The 16,052-nt window shown below is 33.7% G+C and carries 19 protein-coding genes and 2 riboswitches; of the genes, 16 read left to right on the top strand and 3 right to left on the bottom strand.

What is annotated here, in order from left to right:
• Positions 1-79: 79 nt before the first annotated feature.
• The 8 genes from trhA (at position 80) to thiD (ending at position 6,475) form a co-directional block, all read left to right on the top strand.
• Complete coding sequence (trhA, locus tag BUA73_RS01345; protein ID WP_178139199.1) at positions 80-745, top strand: PAQR family membrane homeostasis protein TrhA; 666 nt, start codon at positions 80-82, stop codon at positions 743-745.
• Positions 746-826: 81 nt separating this feature from the next.
• Positions 827-1,237 carry a DUF3842 family protein gene (locus BUA73_RS01340; RefSeq protein WP_072901553.1) on the top strand — a complete coding sequence of 137 codons (411 nt, stop codon included), beginning with the start codon at positions 827-829 and terminating at the stop codon, positions 1,235-1,237.
• Positions 1,238-1,442: 205 nt separating this feature from the next.
• Complete coding sequence (locus BUA73_RS01335; protein ID WP_072901446.1) at positions 1,443-1,994, top strand: ECF transporter S component; 552 nt, start codon at positions 1,443-1,445, stop codon at positions 1,992-1,994.
• Positions 1,963-2,586 carry a uridine kinase family protein gene (locus BUA73_RS01330; RefSeq protein ID WP_072901443.1) on the top strand — a complete coding sequence of 208 codons (624 nt, stop codon included), beginning with the start codon at positions 1,963-1,965 and terminating at the stop codon, positions 2,584-2,586. The genes BUA73_RS01335 and BUA73_RS01330 overlap by 32 nt, the downstream gene beginning before the upstream one ends.
• Positions 2,587-2,753: 167 nt before the next feature.
• Positions 2,754-3,365, top strand: coding sequence for a hypothetical protein (locus tag BUA73_RS01325; RefSeq protein WP_084671896.1), 612 nt, complete (start codon positions 2,754-2,756; stop codon positions 3,363-3,365).
• 40 nt (positions 3,366-3,405) lie between these two features.
• Positions 3,406-4,269: a YitT family protein gene (locus tag BUA73_RS01320; RefSeq protein WP_072901440.1), complete on the top strand. Its 864-nt coding sequence runs from the start codon at positions 3,406-3,408 to the stop codon at positions 4,267-4,269.
• Positions 4,270-4,326: 57 nt separating this feature from the next.
• Positions 4,327-4,433: riboswitch (TPP riboswitch) on the top strand.
• Positions 4,434-4,494: 61 nt separating this feature from the next.
• Positions 4,495-5,667, top strand: coding sequence for a putative hydroxymethylpyrimidine transporter CytX (gene cytX / locus BUA73_RS01315; protein ID WP_072901438.1), 1,173 nt, complete (start codon positions 4,495-4,497; stop codon positions 5,665-5,667).
• Between the two features lie 19 nt (positions 5,668-5,686).
• Entirely contained in the window at positions 5,687-6,475 is a 789-nt protein-coding gene (gene thiD / locus BUA73_RS01310; RefSeq protein ID WP_479723825.1) for a bifunctional hydroxymethylpyrimidine kinase/phosphomethylpyrimidine kinase, read from the top strand.
• 211 nt (positions 6,476-6,686) lie between these two features.
• Here the strand turns inward: thiD and BUA73_RS01300 are convergent, their stop codons facing one another.
• Both BUA73_RS01300 and BUA73_RS01295 read right to left on the bottom strand, forming a co-directional pair.
• Complete coding sequence (locus BUA73_RS01300) at positions 6,687-6,938, bottom strand: hypothetical protein (RefSeq protein ID WP_072901434.1); 252 nt, start codon at positions 6,936-6,938, stop codon at positions 6,687-6,689.
• A 179-nt stretch (positions 6,939-7,117) separates the two neighbouring features.
• Complete coding sequence (locus BUA73_RS01295) at positions 7,118-7,669, bottom strand: folate family ECF transporter S component (protein WP_072901432.1); 552 nt, start codon at positions 7,667-7,669, stop codon at positions 7,118-7,120.
• 82 nt (positions 7,670-7,751) lie between these two features.
• Positions 7,752-7,851: riboswitch (THF riboswitch) on the bottom strand.
• Between the two features lie 154 nt (positions 7,852-8,005).
• Between BUA73_RS01295 and BUA73_RS01290 the strand changes: the two genes are divergently transcribed.
• The 4 genes from BUA73_RS01290 (at position 8,006) to BUA73_RS01275 (ending at position 12,765) form a co-directional block, all read left to right on the top strand.
• Positions 8,006-8,734, top strand: a complete 729-nt coding sequence (locus BUA73_RS01290) for a TrmH family RNA methyltransferase (RefSeq protein ID WP_072901430.1) — start codon at positions 8,006-8,008, stop codon at positions 8,732-8,734.
• Positions 8,735-8,792: 58 nt separating this feature from the next.
• A complete protein-coding gene (locus tag BUA73_RS01285) occupies positions 8,793-9,914 on the top strand; it encodes an SPFH domain-containing protein (protein WP_072901428.1) in 1,122 nt (373 codons plus the stop codon).
• A gap of 35 nt (positions 9,915-9,949) precedes the next feature.
• Positions 9,950-12,022, top strand: a complete 2,073-nt coding sequence (locus BUA73_RS01280) for a beta-galactosidase (protein WP_072901426.1) — start codon at positions 9,950-9,952, stop codon at positions 12,020-12,022.
• Positions 12,023-12,204: 182 nt separating this feature from the next.
• Positions 12,205-12,765, top strand: a complete 561-nt coding sequence (locus tag BUA73_RS01275; RefSeq protein WP_072901424.1) for a hypothetical protein — start codon at positions 12,205-12,207, stop codon at positions 12,763-12,765.
• Between the two features lie 69 nt (positions 12,766-12,834).
• On the opposite strand, the gene BUA73_RS01270 is transcribed toward BUA73_RS01275, so the two are convergent.
• A complete protein-coding gene (locus BUA73_RS01270; RefSeq protein ID WP_072901422.1) occupies positions 12,835-13,392 on the bottom strand; it encodes a DUF6512 family protein in 558 nt (185 codons plus the stop codon).
• Between the two features lie 262 nt (positions 13,393-13,654).
• On the opposite strand from BUA73_RS01270, the gene BUA73_RS01265 reads away from it, so the two are divergent.
• From BUA73_RS01265 to BUA73_RS01255, 4 genes are all read left to right on the top strand, one after another.
• Positions 13,655-13,975: a hypothetical protein gene (locus BUA73_RS01265; protein ID WP_072901420.1), complete on the top strand. Its 321-nt coding sequence runs from the start codon at positions 13,655-13,657 to the stop codon at positions 13,973-13,975.
• A gap of 222 nt (positions 13,976-14,197) precedes the next feature.
• A complete protein-coding gene (locus BUA73_RS01260) occupies positions 14,198-14,806 on the top strand; it encodes a histidine phosphatase family protein (protein WP_072901418.1) in 609 nt (202 codons plus the stop codon).
• Positions 14,807-15,023: 217 nt separating this feature from the next.
• Positions 15,024-15,293 (top strand): hypothetical protein, encoded by a 270-nt coding sequence (locus BUA73_RS13660; protein WP_084671895.1) that lies wholly within the window; start codon positions 15,024-15,026, stop codon positions 15,291-15,293.
• A 38-nt stretch (positions 15,294-15,331) separates the two neighbouring features.
• A complete protein-coding gene (locus BUA73_RS01255) occupies positions 15,332-16,027 on the top strand; it encodes a GNAT family N-acetyltransferase (protein ID WP_242942304.1) in 696 nt (231 codons plus the stop codon).
• The last annotated feature ends 25 nt before the right edge of the window (positions 16,028-16,052 follow it).

The following is a 16,052-nucleotide window of genomic DNA, read 5'->3' as shown; positions in this document are numbered from 1 at the left end:
CATAAACATTTTAAATGAATATACTATAACATATAGTTATGAAAACTACATGATAACAAATTATAGTGTGGAGGAAATTATGAGAACAAGATTATGTGACAGAGTTTTACCAAATTATACAAAGGAAGAAGAGCTTTTTAATTTTGTATCCCACGTGGTTGGCGGTGCCATTGGCATAGTTGCCACTGTGATGTGCATAATTATAGCGGCAATGCACGGAAATGCTTACGGTGTAGTAACATCTTCTATATATGGAGCGTCCATGATCCTATTATATACTATGTCCAGTATCTATCACGGACTGAGGCCAGGTATGGCAAAAAAGGTATTTCAGATTTTAGATCATTGTTCTATATATATATTAATTGCAGGGACCTATACTCCTATAGCTCTATGTGCCATAAGAAAAGTTAGCCCTACAGCTGCATGGTGGATATTTGGTATAGAATGGGCATTGGCGGCTATTGCCATTGTATTTAATGCCATTGACATAAAAAAGTATCAGATACTATCTATGATATGCAATTTGGGTATGGGATGGGCAGTGGTTTTTATATATAATATTGCCTTAGAAGCCATGGGATTTTCTAACATGATGCTTGTATTGGCTGGTGGCATTGCCTACACAGTGGGGGCTGTGCTGTACGGTATAGGGAAGAAAAAAAGATATATGCATGGGTTGTTTCATATATTTGTGCTTATAGGAAGTTTATTTCATTTGGCAGCCATAGTGTGTATATTATAATAAGAAAAAAATTCAATGAATATAACCTTAAAGTGTGATAAAATTGATTTAGAAAATATTTGCACGCTAGGGGGAAAAGATTTGAAGATTGTAGTAATTGACGGACAAGGTGGAAGAATAGGAAAGAATATAATAGAAGAGATTAAAAATAGCGGTATGGATTTGGACATATGGGCCATAGGGACTAACAGCATCGCCACTTCTGTTATGTTAAAAGCTGGAGCAGATTACGGTGCTACTGGAGAAAATCCCATAGTAGTCAATGCTAGGGATGCGGATGTGATTATAGGGCCACTGGGTATTGTCATAGCAGATGCTCTTTTAGGAGAGGTGACGCCAATCATGGCTACTGCCGTTGGACAGAGTAGGGCTGAAAAATTCTTGTTGCCAGTAAATAAATGCAGAAATCACATAGTGGGCATAGGGGATTTTACCTTAAGCCAGATGATATCATCTGTTATTCAAGATATTAGAGAGATGTACAAGAAGTAATTGAACATTAAAAATAAGTATGATATAATGTCATAAGAATTTAGCTGAAGCTAAATGGCTATAAGTAGAAAACTTATTATGTACAATTTTTAAAAGTATAAAAATAAAAAAGAAAATATAATCGCAGTCCTAACGATATCACGCAGGTATTAAGTTTCATAGAAATGAGACAGAATAGCTGCGTATTATTTTTAGGAGGAAAAATATGAATAAAAGTAAAAAAATCGTATTATCAGGGTTATTGTTAGCATTGACTATGATATTGCCATTTCTAACAGGACAAATTCCACAAGTGGGGAAGATGCTATCGCCTATGCATATACCAGTTCTTATAGCTGGTTTCATCTGCGGCTGGCCATATGCCATTGTTATAGGTTTTATTGCTCCTTTTTTAAGGTTCTTTCTTTTCCAAATGCCAAAAATATTCCCAACAGGTCTAGCTATGAGTTTTGAATTGGCAGCCTATGGTTTTTTAGCAGGGATTTTATACAAAAAATTAAGAAAAACTAATGCAAATATATATGTTACTTTGATAGGAGCCATGTTAGGTGGTAGAGTAGTTTGGGGGATTGTCATGTTTATTATATCCATGGCTACTACTGTAAAATTTAGCTTTAAGATTTTTATGACAGCCGCTTTTATAAATGGGATTCCTGGAATAATACTTCATATAATATTGATCCCAGTTGTAGTCATGGCTTTGAAAAAGGTAGGGTTTATGAAGGATGAAAGCGTTGCAGAGCTTAGTAGAAAATAAAGAGTGTGAAAAAACACGAAGTATAGAGAAAATCACAAAAAAACTCATAGAAATGTCACATAAAAGTGATGGTATCATAGTAGTGGCTATAGACGGTAGGTGTGGTAGTGGGAAAACCACTTTATCAGAATACTTATCACATAAGCTACATTGCAGTGTGATCCATATGGATGATTTTTTTCTCCCAAGTCACCTTAGAACTCCATCTAGATTGAAGGAACCTGGTGGAAATATTCATTATGAGCGATTTAGTGAAGAAATTAAGGAAAAGCTTAAAATTGATAAATGTGATAAAATATCTTATGGTATATTTAACTGTGCAAAAATGTGTATAGACTCACAAGTTGTCCTTCCTAAAACCAAAATAATTATAGTTGAGGGGACTTATTCCCTCCACCCAAATTATGATGAAATGTACCACTATAAAATTTTCTGCAATGTGGATGAGGAAATTCAAAGGCAACGGATTATAATGAGAAATGGTAAAAAAATTTACGAAAATTTTAAAAATAAGTGGATACCTATGGAGGAACGATATTTTTCTTCCATGGACATAAAAAACAAGTGTGATATAATTTTAAATATGGATTAATAATAAACTTTCCTCAATAAAAAGATAAAACTTTTTGTTTTGGAAAGTTTTTTTCGAAAGTATAATTTTCATTACATAGTTAATTTTCTTTATAATTGTATACTATAAATGTATAGTATATAATTACCTTGTTATATTAAATTGAAGCAATGAAAATAGGAGAAATTATGGAAAATAAGTGTATTTATGAATATGATTATATTGAAAATGGACAAGCACCTTACAATGATGGAGATGATAAGAGCAAAAGCATATATATATTTCTTACAAAGACCAATACTTTGTTGTCTAATATAATTCATTATATTACCAGATCAGAGTATACTCATGCAGGTATAAGCTTTGATTTAAAAATGAAAAATCTATATAGCTTTAGTAGGATATACAGAAATAATCCATTTATCGGCGGTTTTATGCGGGAGGATATCGAAAATGGGGTATATGCATGTGGAAAAAGTATTCCCTGTGCCATATACGAACTGAAGGTTTCAGAGGAGGTTTATAAAAAAATAGACATAAGAATAAAGCAGATGATGCTAGAACAAAAAAAGTACAGATACAATGTGAAGGGACTTATTTATAATTATTTTAACATAGAAAAGCAAAGACCTTATTATTATTTCTGTTCGGAGTTTGTAGCGGAGATGCTTTTAAATTCGGGTGCCATAGATCATCCCATAATACCGTCATTCACAAAACCAAAAGATCTAAAGGAAATTCCCGAGATGAAATTGGTTTTTAGTGGGGATATAAAGAATTTGAAATCCATATCCCTTTAAATGGTTTTCAAAATACAAATGATAAAAGGAGGAAATAATCATGAAAATAACTAAACAAACTGCATATGAATACGGGCTTATAATGGTGGGGTGCACTATACTTGGTTTTGCTATAAACCAGTTTATAACTCCCAACAATCTTGTCATGGGTGGCATCGCCGGTATAGCTGTCATACTTCAGTACTTTGCTAGCATCCCTGTGTGGCTTACCAATATTATAGTAAATGTTCCATTATTGCTTGTAAGTATAAAACAAAAGGGTTTTAAATTTGTGGGGAGAACAGTTTTTGCTGTAATTTATTTGTCCTTTGCTATGTGGTACACAGAGTATATACCTTTAATGCTTAAAAACTCTAATATATTCTTAAGTAGTATCTTTGGGGGCATAGCTTTAGGACTTGGTGTTGGACTTGTATTAAGAGCATCTGCTAGTACTGGGGGGACAGACACTGTGGCGGCTCTTTTGCACGATAAATTTAAATCAGTTTCCATTGCAACCTTTTTAAATACCTTGAATTCTGCTATTATTATAATTGGAGCCTTAGTATTTGGTGTAGAGATTGGGCTTTATGGATTAATTTCTGTTTATATTAGTTCAAAGGTGGTGTCTATGATATTAGAAGGTATGCATTTTGCCAAGGCTGCCCTTATTATATCTGATAAAATGGAGAATGTATCCACAGCGCTTAATCAAAATATAAAACGTGGGGCAACAATTATAAAAGGAAGAGGCATGTATACTAAACAAGAGAAAGATATGATATACATGGTAGTATCTGAAAAGCAGATATTTCAGTTGCAAAAAGTTGTGAAAAGTGTGGACCCAACAGCCTTTATCATCATAAGTGATGTAAGAGAAGTGCTAGGGGAAGGATTCCAAAATGAGGCACTGTCAGACAATTAAAGTGAATGTTGTGTTGAAAAAACTAATTAACTAGTGTACAATAGACAATTGAATGAATACAAATAAATGGGGAGCTTGTGTGTCAGGCTGAGAGGAAGTAAATAACTTCGACCCTTATACCTGATTTGGGTAATGCCAACGTAGGAATAAGAGAAGATTTTGAGAAAATTCCTTTGGAGTTTTCTTTTTTTTGACACGTGAGATCCTAAATGGGAGTGGAAAATAATGAATGAAAGTAAAACATCTGTATTTTCTAATGGCTTAATTTGGTTTGGAGCGGCGGTATCTATTGCAGAGATTATCACAGGTACCTTCATGGCACCACTGGGGTTTAAAACTGGCATTATGGCTATTCTGCTTGGACACCTTATAGGCTGTGTTCTTTTATATTTGGCAGGAATTATAGGAGGACAAACGGGTAGAAGTGCTATGGAGACAGTGAAGTTGTCTTTTGGAGAAAAGGGGTCTCTTATATTTTCCTCACTTAATGTGCTTCAACTGGTGGGTTGGACTGCTGTTATGATTGTAAGTGGTGCCGCAGCTGCTAATACTATTTTTAGTTTTGGGTCACAAAATGTGTGGAGTATAATAATCGGACTACTTATAATATTATGGGTTATGGTAGGATTGAAAAATTTGAGCAAAATAAACATGATAGCCATGGGTGCACTTTTTATTGTTACTCTTGTGCTGAGTTTTGTAGTGTTTAGGGGAAATGCTTCTTCCATCATTACAGGAGATATGACTTTTGGAGCCGCTGTAGAGTTATCTGTGGCTATGCCACTTTCCTGGTTACCACTGATTTCAGATTACACAAGAGTTGCTGAAAAGCCTAAAAAAGCTACATTTGCCAGTGTGGGTGTGTATTTTATAGTAAGCTCGTGGATGTACATAATTGGCCTTGGTGCTACCATATTTACAGGTAACAGCGATGTGGCAAAAATTATGGTTTCATCAGGACTTGGAGTTATGGGATTAATTATAGTTATATTGTCCACTGTTACTACTACATATTTAGATGTATACTCAGCGGCTGTGAGCAGTGAGAGCATATATAAAGGATTTAAGGAAAAACCAGTGGGTGTTGCAGTAGCTATAGTAGGTGTTTTGCTAGCTATGTTCACACCTATAACTAAGTTTGAGGACTTCCTTTACCTAATAGGCTCCGTATTTGCACCGATGATTGCCATTCTTATAACTGATTTCTTTATACTTAAAAAGAATAATTCAAAAAAGGGAATAGACATGACAAATGTATGCATTTGGATTGTTGGTTTTATAATTTACAGAGTGTTTATGCAAGTGGATACATTTGTGGGAAGTACATTTCCTGTGATGATTGTTATATCATTGCTATGTATAGTAGTAAATATGGTTGGCAAGAAATTAACAAAATAATATGTGAGGCGATTTTATGATAAAAAAAGTTTTGACCATTGCTGGTTCTGATTGTAGTGGAGGAGCTGGGATACAGGCTGACATTAAGACTATTACAGCTCACAAAATGTATGCTATGAGTGCTATTACTGCTCTTACGGCACAGAATACCACAGGAGTTTATGGCATCATGGATTGTACTGCAGACTTTGTTGCACAACAGCTTGATTGTATATTTAAGGACATAAGGCCTGATGCAGTAAAGATTGGTATGGTGTCTAATAGCAACCTTATAGAGGTGATTGTAAGTAAACTAAAGGAGTACAAAGCAGAAAATGTTGTGGTGGACCCTGTCATGGTATCTACCAGTGGAAGTAAACTTTTATCACCTGAAGCCATTGACACTCTTATGACAAAGTTATTGCCTATGGGTGCTGTAATAACTCCGAATATACCAGAGGCAGAGGTGCTTTGTGGTTTTAGTATCAAGGATAGAGATGATATGATAGAGGCTGCCAAGGCCATTGGGAAAAATCTTCAAAATGCTGTGCTTATTAAAGGTGGTCACCTTGTCAGCGATGCTACGGACTTGCTTTATTGCAGAGGAGAAATGAAATGGTTTTCTTCAAAGAGGATAGATAATCCCAATACTCATGGTACGGGGTGTACTTTATCTTCTGCCATTGCATGCAACTTAGCAGAGGGGAAAAACGTAGAGGAAAGTATAAAACGTGCTAAGGAATACCTTACCGGAGCTCTTAATGCTCAGCTAGACCTTGGAAAAGGTTCAGGTCCTTTAGAACATACATATTGGTTAAATATAAAATAAAAAGAAAATAAGTATAAAATACCATGTGATATTGCCTATTATATTAGTATAGAGGAAAATCACATGGTATTTTTTTAATCATAAGATAGATTTAAAATCTTCTGTGTAGTATCTTAGATCCACCACAAATATGTTGTCAAAATGCGATGTTAAAAATGGTAAAAAGCAGTTTGCATAGGAGTCCTTTATAAGAAGCAATTTGCTTTTATTTTTAGCTTCTGTGCGTATTTTCATATGGACGAGTTTTTTGTGAAAGTTTGTTTTCCACTTTTGATACACTATTATTTTCTTTTTTTTCTAATTTTGATACGTTGTTACTGATTTCTTCTTTTGATGCTACTTTTTCTTTTGCTGTTACTTTTTCTTCTGATGCAGCCTCATTGGGTTTATTGCCACAGCCATAGAAGTTACAAATAAGTAGGGAAAATAGTATAGAAGCTATAAGTTTTTTTGTATGTTTCATTTTTATACCACCTCAAAATATGTTTTACACGTTAAGCTTAAACTTTTTTTAAGAAAAGTTGGTAACATTAGAGTAACATTCAAAGATATACAGTTTACAAAATTATTAATATGAAAATAAAAGCCAGTATTAGACAATGATATCTAATGCTGGCTTGGTTCTTGGGAGTTATATTATTATTATTTTTTCAATACTGAAATATTTTTTAATATAATGTATAAAATAAAAGTCTCTAGGGGAAGTATAGCTAGATTCTTCACTATTCGCATTGTGGAGTAGATGGCGTAGGCGTTGCCATACATCATTCTAAGCCAAATTGGTGTTAGAAGAATATTTACAATAACATTCACTGATAGTTTTGCGTAAAATACACGCCATATGGATACTGGTTTTTTATAGAGAAATATACCCATAATAAAACCACCCAAAAATTCATTTAAAGTAAAACCCATGAAAAATGGACCTGTGGGGTGAATGAGAAATTTTATTATATCTAGAAATGCTAGGATAAGTCCTGACATGACTGGACCGTAAAGAAAAGCCGATATTCCCACAGGTATAAAAGTAAATCCAATTTTCAAAACCTTTGGGATAATAGTGATGGTAAATTGAGTGACGATGATGTTAATGGCGGACAGCAACGCGCTGCCAGTGATACTAGATACTTTTTTGAATTCCAAGGCACTAAATTTAAAAGCTTGGAATAAACCTTGTTTTTTGGAATTTTCCATAAAAAAAACCTCCTGGTATACAGTTTTACAGAATTATCTGCAATAATAGTCACTGCATATAGGCGATTACGCTCTTGTATGCAGCAGCGGGATGCAAAATCAAAACCGCAAAGGTAAACTTCTTCGTCCGTAAAGCAACTCCCCGTCTTTACAGCACTTGACGCTTTGATTTTTACTCTGCTGATATGTGTCCTAAGGACACTTATTAGACAATTCAATTATATATGAAAGCACTTATAAGTACAATAGTATTTGCAATGAAAGTTTGTCATTGCTATGGGAATATATTATAATTAATCTGATGGAAATTTAAATAGCAAATAGAAGAGGTAAATTATGAGCTCAAAAAAATATAAAAAAACAAATGAAACATCTTATTCTTTAGGAATAACGCTCACTGTAGAATTGCTTAAGAAAAAGCCACAGCAAGTTGAAAAGCTTTACTTCCACAGTGATTTTGAGAAGAAAGAAGTATATTACGAAATAGAAAAAATCTGTCAAGAACACAGAATTCCCATAGAAACGGGCAATAAAATTTTTAATGTGGTATCTAATAAAGAAAATTGCTACGTCATAGGTGAATTTAAAAAATTTGAGGGCCAAGCAAAAAAATCTGGAAAGCATGTAGTCCTTGTAAATCCATCTAATTCTGGAAATCTGGGGACTATACTAAGAAGTGCTTCTGGATTTGGCATAAGCAGTGTTATAATAATAAATCCAGCGGTGGACATTTTTGATCCTAAAACTGTAAGGGCCTCCATGGGAGCAATTTTCAATGTGGATTTTAGACATTATGATTCTTTTGAAGCTTACTATGAGGAATTCTCAGAGAGAAAAATGTACCCCTTTATGCTTCAAGCGAGCAAGAGCATTCAAACTGTAGATTTTGAAGAGGATTGCTCTCTAGTTTTTGGCAATGAAGCCACAGGGTTGCCACCAAGATTTCTTAACATTGGGCAAAGTCTCATTATACCTCACACAAAAAATATAGATAGTTTAAACCTACCGATAGCTGTGAGCATAGCCATATATGAGGCTACTAAAAAGCAATTCAATATGATATAATAATTTAAAACAATGGCACCATGGAAGATGTTGTGCCAGATTTGGGGGAGGATTGTATATGGGTTTATTTGATAGGCAGTTAGCCAATATTGTGGAGTGGAATGAAACTAATGAAGATATGATTTTTTGGAAGTGGTCCAACAACGAACTTAAGAAAGGATCAAGACTTATTATAAGACCTGGTCAGGATGCCATATTTTTATATAACGGTGTAATAGAAGGTATATTTAAAGAAGAAGGCAATTATGAAATCGAAAGTGAGATAATACCTTTTTTGTCCACACTAAAGGGATTTAAGTTTGGTTTTAAAAACTCTCTTAGAGCAGAAGTCGTTTTTGTCAACACAAAGGAATTTACGGTAAAATGGGGTACAAAAAATCCACTTAACATACCTGCACCTGGTATGCGTGGCGGTATGCCCATAAGATGTTTTGGAACTTATAGGTTTAGGATTGAGGACTATGTTTGTTTTATCGAAAAAATTGCTGGTATAAAACAACAATACTGTGTTGACGATGTAAAGCAGACTAGTGGAACTATCCTGGATCAGCTTATTATGAAGTGGCTTATAAGAGAAGGAAAAGATATGTTCAATCTTCAAGCTTACTCCACAGAAATCTGTAGCGGTATAATGAAGGATCTCAACGAGGAACTTTTGAGAATCGGAATTATGGTTACAAGCTTAAATATTGAGAATTTCAGTTATCCTGAAAGTGTTCAAAAGATGATAGACAAAAATGCAGCTTATGGTATGGTAAATGCTGATGCCAATTATCAAACTGTAAGTATGTTAGAGAACATGGACAAAAACCCATCTTCAGGCAATAACGCCATGGGCAATATGGCCAGTGGCATGGCAAACATGGCGCAGATGGGCATGGGTATGCGCATGGGCATGAATATGATGGATTCTATGGAAAAGACTTATAATAACACCTACAACAATCAGAACCCTTCAAGTAAGTCCAATGGAAACCAGGAAGCTAATGGTGGAAGTAATAATGTATGCAGTAAGTGCCATGCAAATGTGGAGCCTGGTGCAAAATTCTGCCCTAACTGTGGAAATAAAATAGAGGAAAAACCTATGATTGCTGCCGGCAGTAAATTCTGTACAAACTGTGGAGCAAAAGTGGAGGCTAATGCTAAATTCTGCCCTGAATGTGGAACAAAGGTTAACTAGTGTAAAGAAAAAAATACATTTTAAGGAGTAAGAATATGAAGAACTTTGGTAAAATAAGCGATAAAATAGTTGGAATGTTGCATGGTGCTGATTACAACCCTGATCAATGGCTCCACGTGGATAACATTATAGATGAAGATATTAGACTTATGAAGTTATCTCACTGCAATGTGGTGGCTATAGGAATATTCTCATGGACAATGCTAGAACCTGAGGAGGGAAAATACAATTTTCAATGGCTAGATGACATCATGGATAAAATGCATGAAGCAGGAAACTATGTAATTCTTGCTACTCCATCTGGTGCAAAACCAATATGGATGGCAAAAAAGTATCCTGAAACTTTAAGAGTTAATAGCAATAGACAAAGAAATCTTTATGGTGAGCGCCACAATCATTGCTATACATCACCTATTTATAGAGAAAAAATCGAGAAATTAGATACCTTGCTAGCAGAGAGATACAAGGATCATCCTGCTCTTATAATGTGGCATATTTCCAATGAATTCGAAGGTCAATGTCATTGTGAGCTTTGTCAGCAAGCATTTAGACAATGGCTTAAGAAGAAATACCACAACAATCTTGAAGAGTTAAACAGGGCATGGTGGTGCAAGTTCTGGAGTCACACTTACACTGACTGGAGCCAGATTGAATCTCCGTCACCACGTGGCGAATCTGAACTTCATGGTTTGAATTTAGATTGGAAGAGATTTACTTCAGATCAATGCCTTGATTACTATAAACATGAAAGAGAAGTCCTAAAGAGGATCAGTCCAGATATACCTGTAACAACAAATTTCCATGATTTTATGAAATTACAAATTTCCGTAGACTATTGGAAGTTTGCAGATTATGTGGACGTGGTTTCTTGGGATAACTACCCTTACTGGCACGGTGAGAGAAGTGATGCACACGAAGCTAGTAGAAGGGCATTCATGCACGATATAAACAGGTCAATAAAGGGTGGAAAGCCATTTATGATGATGGAAAGTTCACCTAGTGCAACAAACTGGCAGCCGGTGGCAAAGCTTAGAAGGCCAGGTATGCATACTTTGGCATCACTTCAAGCTGTAGCTCACGGATCAGATACTGTACAATATTTCCAGTGGAGAAAGAGCAGGGGTTCTTCTGAAAAATTCCACGGTGCAGTGGTAGATCACTGTGGTCACGAGAACACACGAGTATTTAAAGAGGTTGCCAATGTAGGTAGGATTTTAGATAAATTATCAGATGTTTGTGGAACATCAGTGCAACCAGAAGTAGCAGTTATATTTGACTGGGAAAACTCTTGGGCCATAGATGATTCTCAGGGGCCAAGAAGAGAAAAAAAGGAATACTTTGAGACTTGTCAAAGCCATTATAGAGCTTTTTGGAACATGTCTATACCTGTAGATGTAATAAATATGGATGTTGATTTTTCAAAGTATAAGGTAGTTGTAGCTCCTATGCTTTACATGGTAAAGGAAGGTGTGGGACAGAGAATAGAGGAATTCGTAAACAATGGTGGAACTTTTGTCACCACATATTGGAGTGGCATCGTAGACCAAAACGATCTTTGTTATCTTGGAGGATTCCCAGGACCACTTAAAAAGGTAACGGGTATATGGTCTGAAGAAATAGATGCATTATACGATGGCGAGTACAACTGTGTTGTTCCAGAAGATACTTGTAAAATGGATATGAAGGGCGAATATAAGGCAGAAATTTTCTGCGACATTATTCATGCTGAAGGTGCAAAGGTTTTGTATAAATACAATGATGATTTCTACAAGGGCATGCCAGCTCTTACTTGCAATGAATTTGGAAAGGGACAAGCTTACTACATTGCTTTCAGAAATAACGAAGAATTCCTTTGGGATTTCTATAAATCCTTAGCTAAAAACAAGGGTCTTAAGCCTGCTATAGAAGTTGAACTTGCAGAGGGTGTAAATGCCACTGTGAGAAGAGATGAAAAAAATGAGTTTATTTTCATCATGAACTTTACAGAAAAAGAACAACATATAGACCTTAAAGACTACAAGCTTATGGACATGGAAGATGAATCCATGGTACCTAAGCAATTAGCAATGAATCCTTATGGTATAAAGATATTTAAAAACTTAAAATAAGATATAAAAAAGCTCCATCTGAATGTAAATAAATAAAGTCAGAAGGAGCTTTTTATTGTGGCCATATGTTGGAACTAGTTTTTACTGAATCATTTAATAATTGAAAAAATAATTTTATTATGGTATACTTTTCATTAGCACACATAGAAAATTTAAACAACAAAAAGGTGAGGAAAAATTAAATGGCACGATTGTCTGGAATTAAAACAAAACTACTAAAATATAATATTGATGAAAAAGTGACGAAAGAAATAATTGGAAATGGTGACCTTGTTGGTGTTATTGAAAGAATGGAAAAGCTACTCTCCCCTGAAATTATATATGAAATTCTAGATTCCAGTGCTTGCGCCACATCAAAAAAAGAGCTTAATGGAATCAAAAAGATTGAAGCAGAAACTTTGCAAAAGAAAATTGCTAACATAGCTTTATTGGGAGATTTTCATGCGGATTGGAATGTTGTCCTAAATGAAGACAACACGTTAACAGCGGGTTGGGTCATTAAGGAGAATGATGGATTTGCTTGTGTATGTACGTCTACTGTTAATAAAAAACTAAAAGTCAGAGACATCACTCATGAAAACCGCACAATGCCACTTACATACTGCTTATGCTGTGCCGGTCACTGTCGCCAGCACTTGGAAAAGCTACTTGATATACAATTAAAAACAAAAGAAATTGTTTCTTCACCAATTAACAGCAAAGGTCAAAAACCTTGTGAATTTATTTTTCATATTATAAAATAATATGGTAAAATGTGAAATACGAGAGGTTGGAAAAGTCATTAAGCTTTTTCAACCTCTCAATTTTGTGTTTTACTTAAGTTTACTTATACCATAAGTATTATCTGTGCTATCTTTGAACATAGGTAATCTTGGCGGATTAAAGGTGCAGATTGTAAAATAAAATATAAGGGCAGCTATTAGAAAAATAGAGATATAAAATGACATAGCATTGCTTTTTGTGTGAGCATACATGTGTAGTGCAAACCATTGAGCAAAGGTTACTGCAAATACCATACAGAGTATATCCATTATAAGGCTATGGCATCCTGTGGCTCCTGTATATAAATAGTATATACCTAATTGACATAATATATAGGTCAAAAGGCATATAAGGCAGCAGGTAAACCAGTGAAACACATTTATTGTTACCTTATTTTTTAGAAGAAAGTAACCTAAAGTCCAATAAATTATAAGAGGGTAAAAACAAAGTTTTAGATGTTCCCAGACACTTTCGTTTACAGGTGCAAGAATTCCTACAAGGGTATTTTCACCTGAAAATTCGTAGGCAAAATGCATAGGGAATCCTAGAATTATTATAATAGGAATCCCCCAAAGTATATATTTTTTTACTAAATTATTTTCTGACATCTTTTTTTCTCCTCTCGCATATTTATTTTAGTTTATTCTACAGAAGGAAGAATTATTCATAAGATAAAGTAACTTGCCATATAAAGTGAATATTATTTCCTCGGAAATATGTTAAGGTGAAATTGGGTTCATTAAATTTCAGCATAATGGTATGCAAGAATACCAAGTACCACAAATCAATGAAAAATTATTTACAAAAAAGTATTGCAGGAATAATTATTAATTAAAAACAAATTATTGAAAAATATAATATCTTGGATTGGTGGTTGGGTTTATAGCCAAGAAATTTGTCTGGAATTTTAAAACAGCTCTTATTACTGGCTTAATATTAAGTATTGTAGCGCCTTTGATAGGAACTCCTATTGGAGTATGGGTTTATGGTGGACTTACTGGAACTGTGTCAGATGTTTTTGTTCTATGGCTTAAAAATAGTGGAGCAAGTATATTTACAGCCTCCTTTATTCCTAAAATATTCAACAATTTTTGGGACAAGACAGGTACTTGTCTGTTAGTATACGCACTAATAAAAGCATTGCCTAGACAATATAAGCCATCATCATATTTAAAAACAATTAAACAGTAATTAAAATGCCTTGCCTAAATTTCTTGGGTAAGGCATTTTATGTTTATTTAGGATTGTGAACTATTTTCGTCTATAGTCTGATAATAATTTTGTATTGACAAACCAGTAACAAGTTACTATACTATATATAGTAACTTGTTACTGGTTAAATTATCTAAAAAGAGATGGGATAAAATATCAAAGTAGTTAGGTCATATTTATAAAATATAAGGCAGGTTTTTTATGAAAAATATTGTTACAGTTCAACATACGCAATCATTACATCACACAAATGGTATGGTAGGTTCATGGACAGATTGGGATTTAACTGAACTTGGTATTTATCAAGCCGAAAAAATTGGAGAAAAATTAGCCACTGAATTATCTGGACAGCCCTATAAAATTTATTCATCTGATTTACTAAGAGCAAAGCATACTGCTAGTATTATTGCAAAACATTTGAATTTGAAAGTAATCATAAGACAAGAGTTAAGAGAAAGAAATCTTGGAAAATGTGTTGGAAAATCAGTACAATGGCTTCGCGAAAACATGGAAAATACTGAAAAAAATGTTGATGATAAAATATTTTCCGATGCAGAAAGCAGGCGGGATGAATGGAATAGGTTACGTCCTTTTTTTCATGAAATTATGAACAGTAAAGATGAAAATATTATTATAGTTTCTCATGGTGATTTATTAAGTGTATTTAATATGATGTGGCTTGGATTAGAAGTGGAAACAATGGATCAGTTTGAATTGTTTGGACTTGCTGGAGGCGTTACGTTCATGACTGAAAATAATGATGGTAAAAGAATTATTAAAAAAATGAGTGATTTATCCTACATGAAATAAAATCACTGCAATGAAGGTAGTGATTTACAAGTCATTACTCCAAAGATATTAGCTTCAAGAGTATTACCTTCAAGAGTATTAGATACATGTGTATATAGATAAAAAAATAATATGATAAAGGAGAGAAAATTGGCAATAAATATAAAAATAATGAAATGGTGGTATATGCTTAGATAAATAAGCATTTTTCACCTAAAAATTGAAAGGTAGAACAATTATGTTTTATAAGTTAGAAAATGATGATTACAAAACTGTAAAAGAGTTATTTAAAAAATTGGATAATAATTTGCAGATTGAATCTATATTAGAAAGGCACAATGGATTGGTATTTGTAGATAATGTTAAAAAACCCCTAACAGCTTGTATTTATGATTGCCAACATAATTTTTATATAGCGGGTAATGTAGATAATAAGGAATTTAATGAAGCTTTGAAAGAACATATGTTACATAACATTTTAATTATGACCTACCAGATGGTTATATAGTAAAAAGAATTGATGAAGAATTATTAAGTAGAACAGACTTGAAGAATATGGAGGATATAATCCAATGGACTTCAACTGAATCGTGGATAAGTAAAGATGATTTTTTAAAGAATGGCTTTGGATTTTGTATAGTAAATGGGAATGATATAGTAAGTTGGTGTATATCAGACTATGTTATGGGGAATAAGTGTGAAATAGGAATTGAAACAGATGAGGGATATAGGAAAAATGGATTTGCTACAATTGTAGTATCTGTATGTATTAAATATTGTATGGAAAATAACATAGACCATATATGGTGGCATTGTTTTGAATCTAATATAGGGTCTCAAAAGACAGCTGAAAAAGTTGGATTTAAATTATGCAAAGAGTATAAACCTTTATTCGGTTGGTATAACAGTTTTGATAATTTTTTAGTACATGCTTATGATTATTATACAAATAAGCATTATGCAGAAGCTTCAAAACTATATGAAAAAGCATTTAGATTGTTAGAAAGTAATAATAAAGAAAGTAAGATTTCCAATATATGCAATGAAAATAATAAATATTGGTTTTATTTTAATGCAGCTAGGGCTAATGCATATATCAACAATATTGATTTAGCTTATGATAAATTAAAAAAATCAATTGAAAGGGGTTTATCGGATAAAAATATGATTATAAACGATGATGCCTTTAAAAAACTAATTAACCTAAATGACTTTTGTGAACTTATGCATATAAATATTTGAAAAATTATTTTTGAAAGAGGTGTAA

Source organism: Hathewaya proteolytica DSM 3090 (assembly GCF_900142225.1).
GTDB classification, from domain to species: Bacteria; Bacillota; Clostridia; order Clostridiales; family Clostridiaceae; genus Hathewaya; species Hathewaya proteolytica.
The sequence above is the reverse complement of the archived record's forward strand: the minus strand, read 5'-3'. Positions and strand labels throughout refer to the sequence as shown.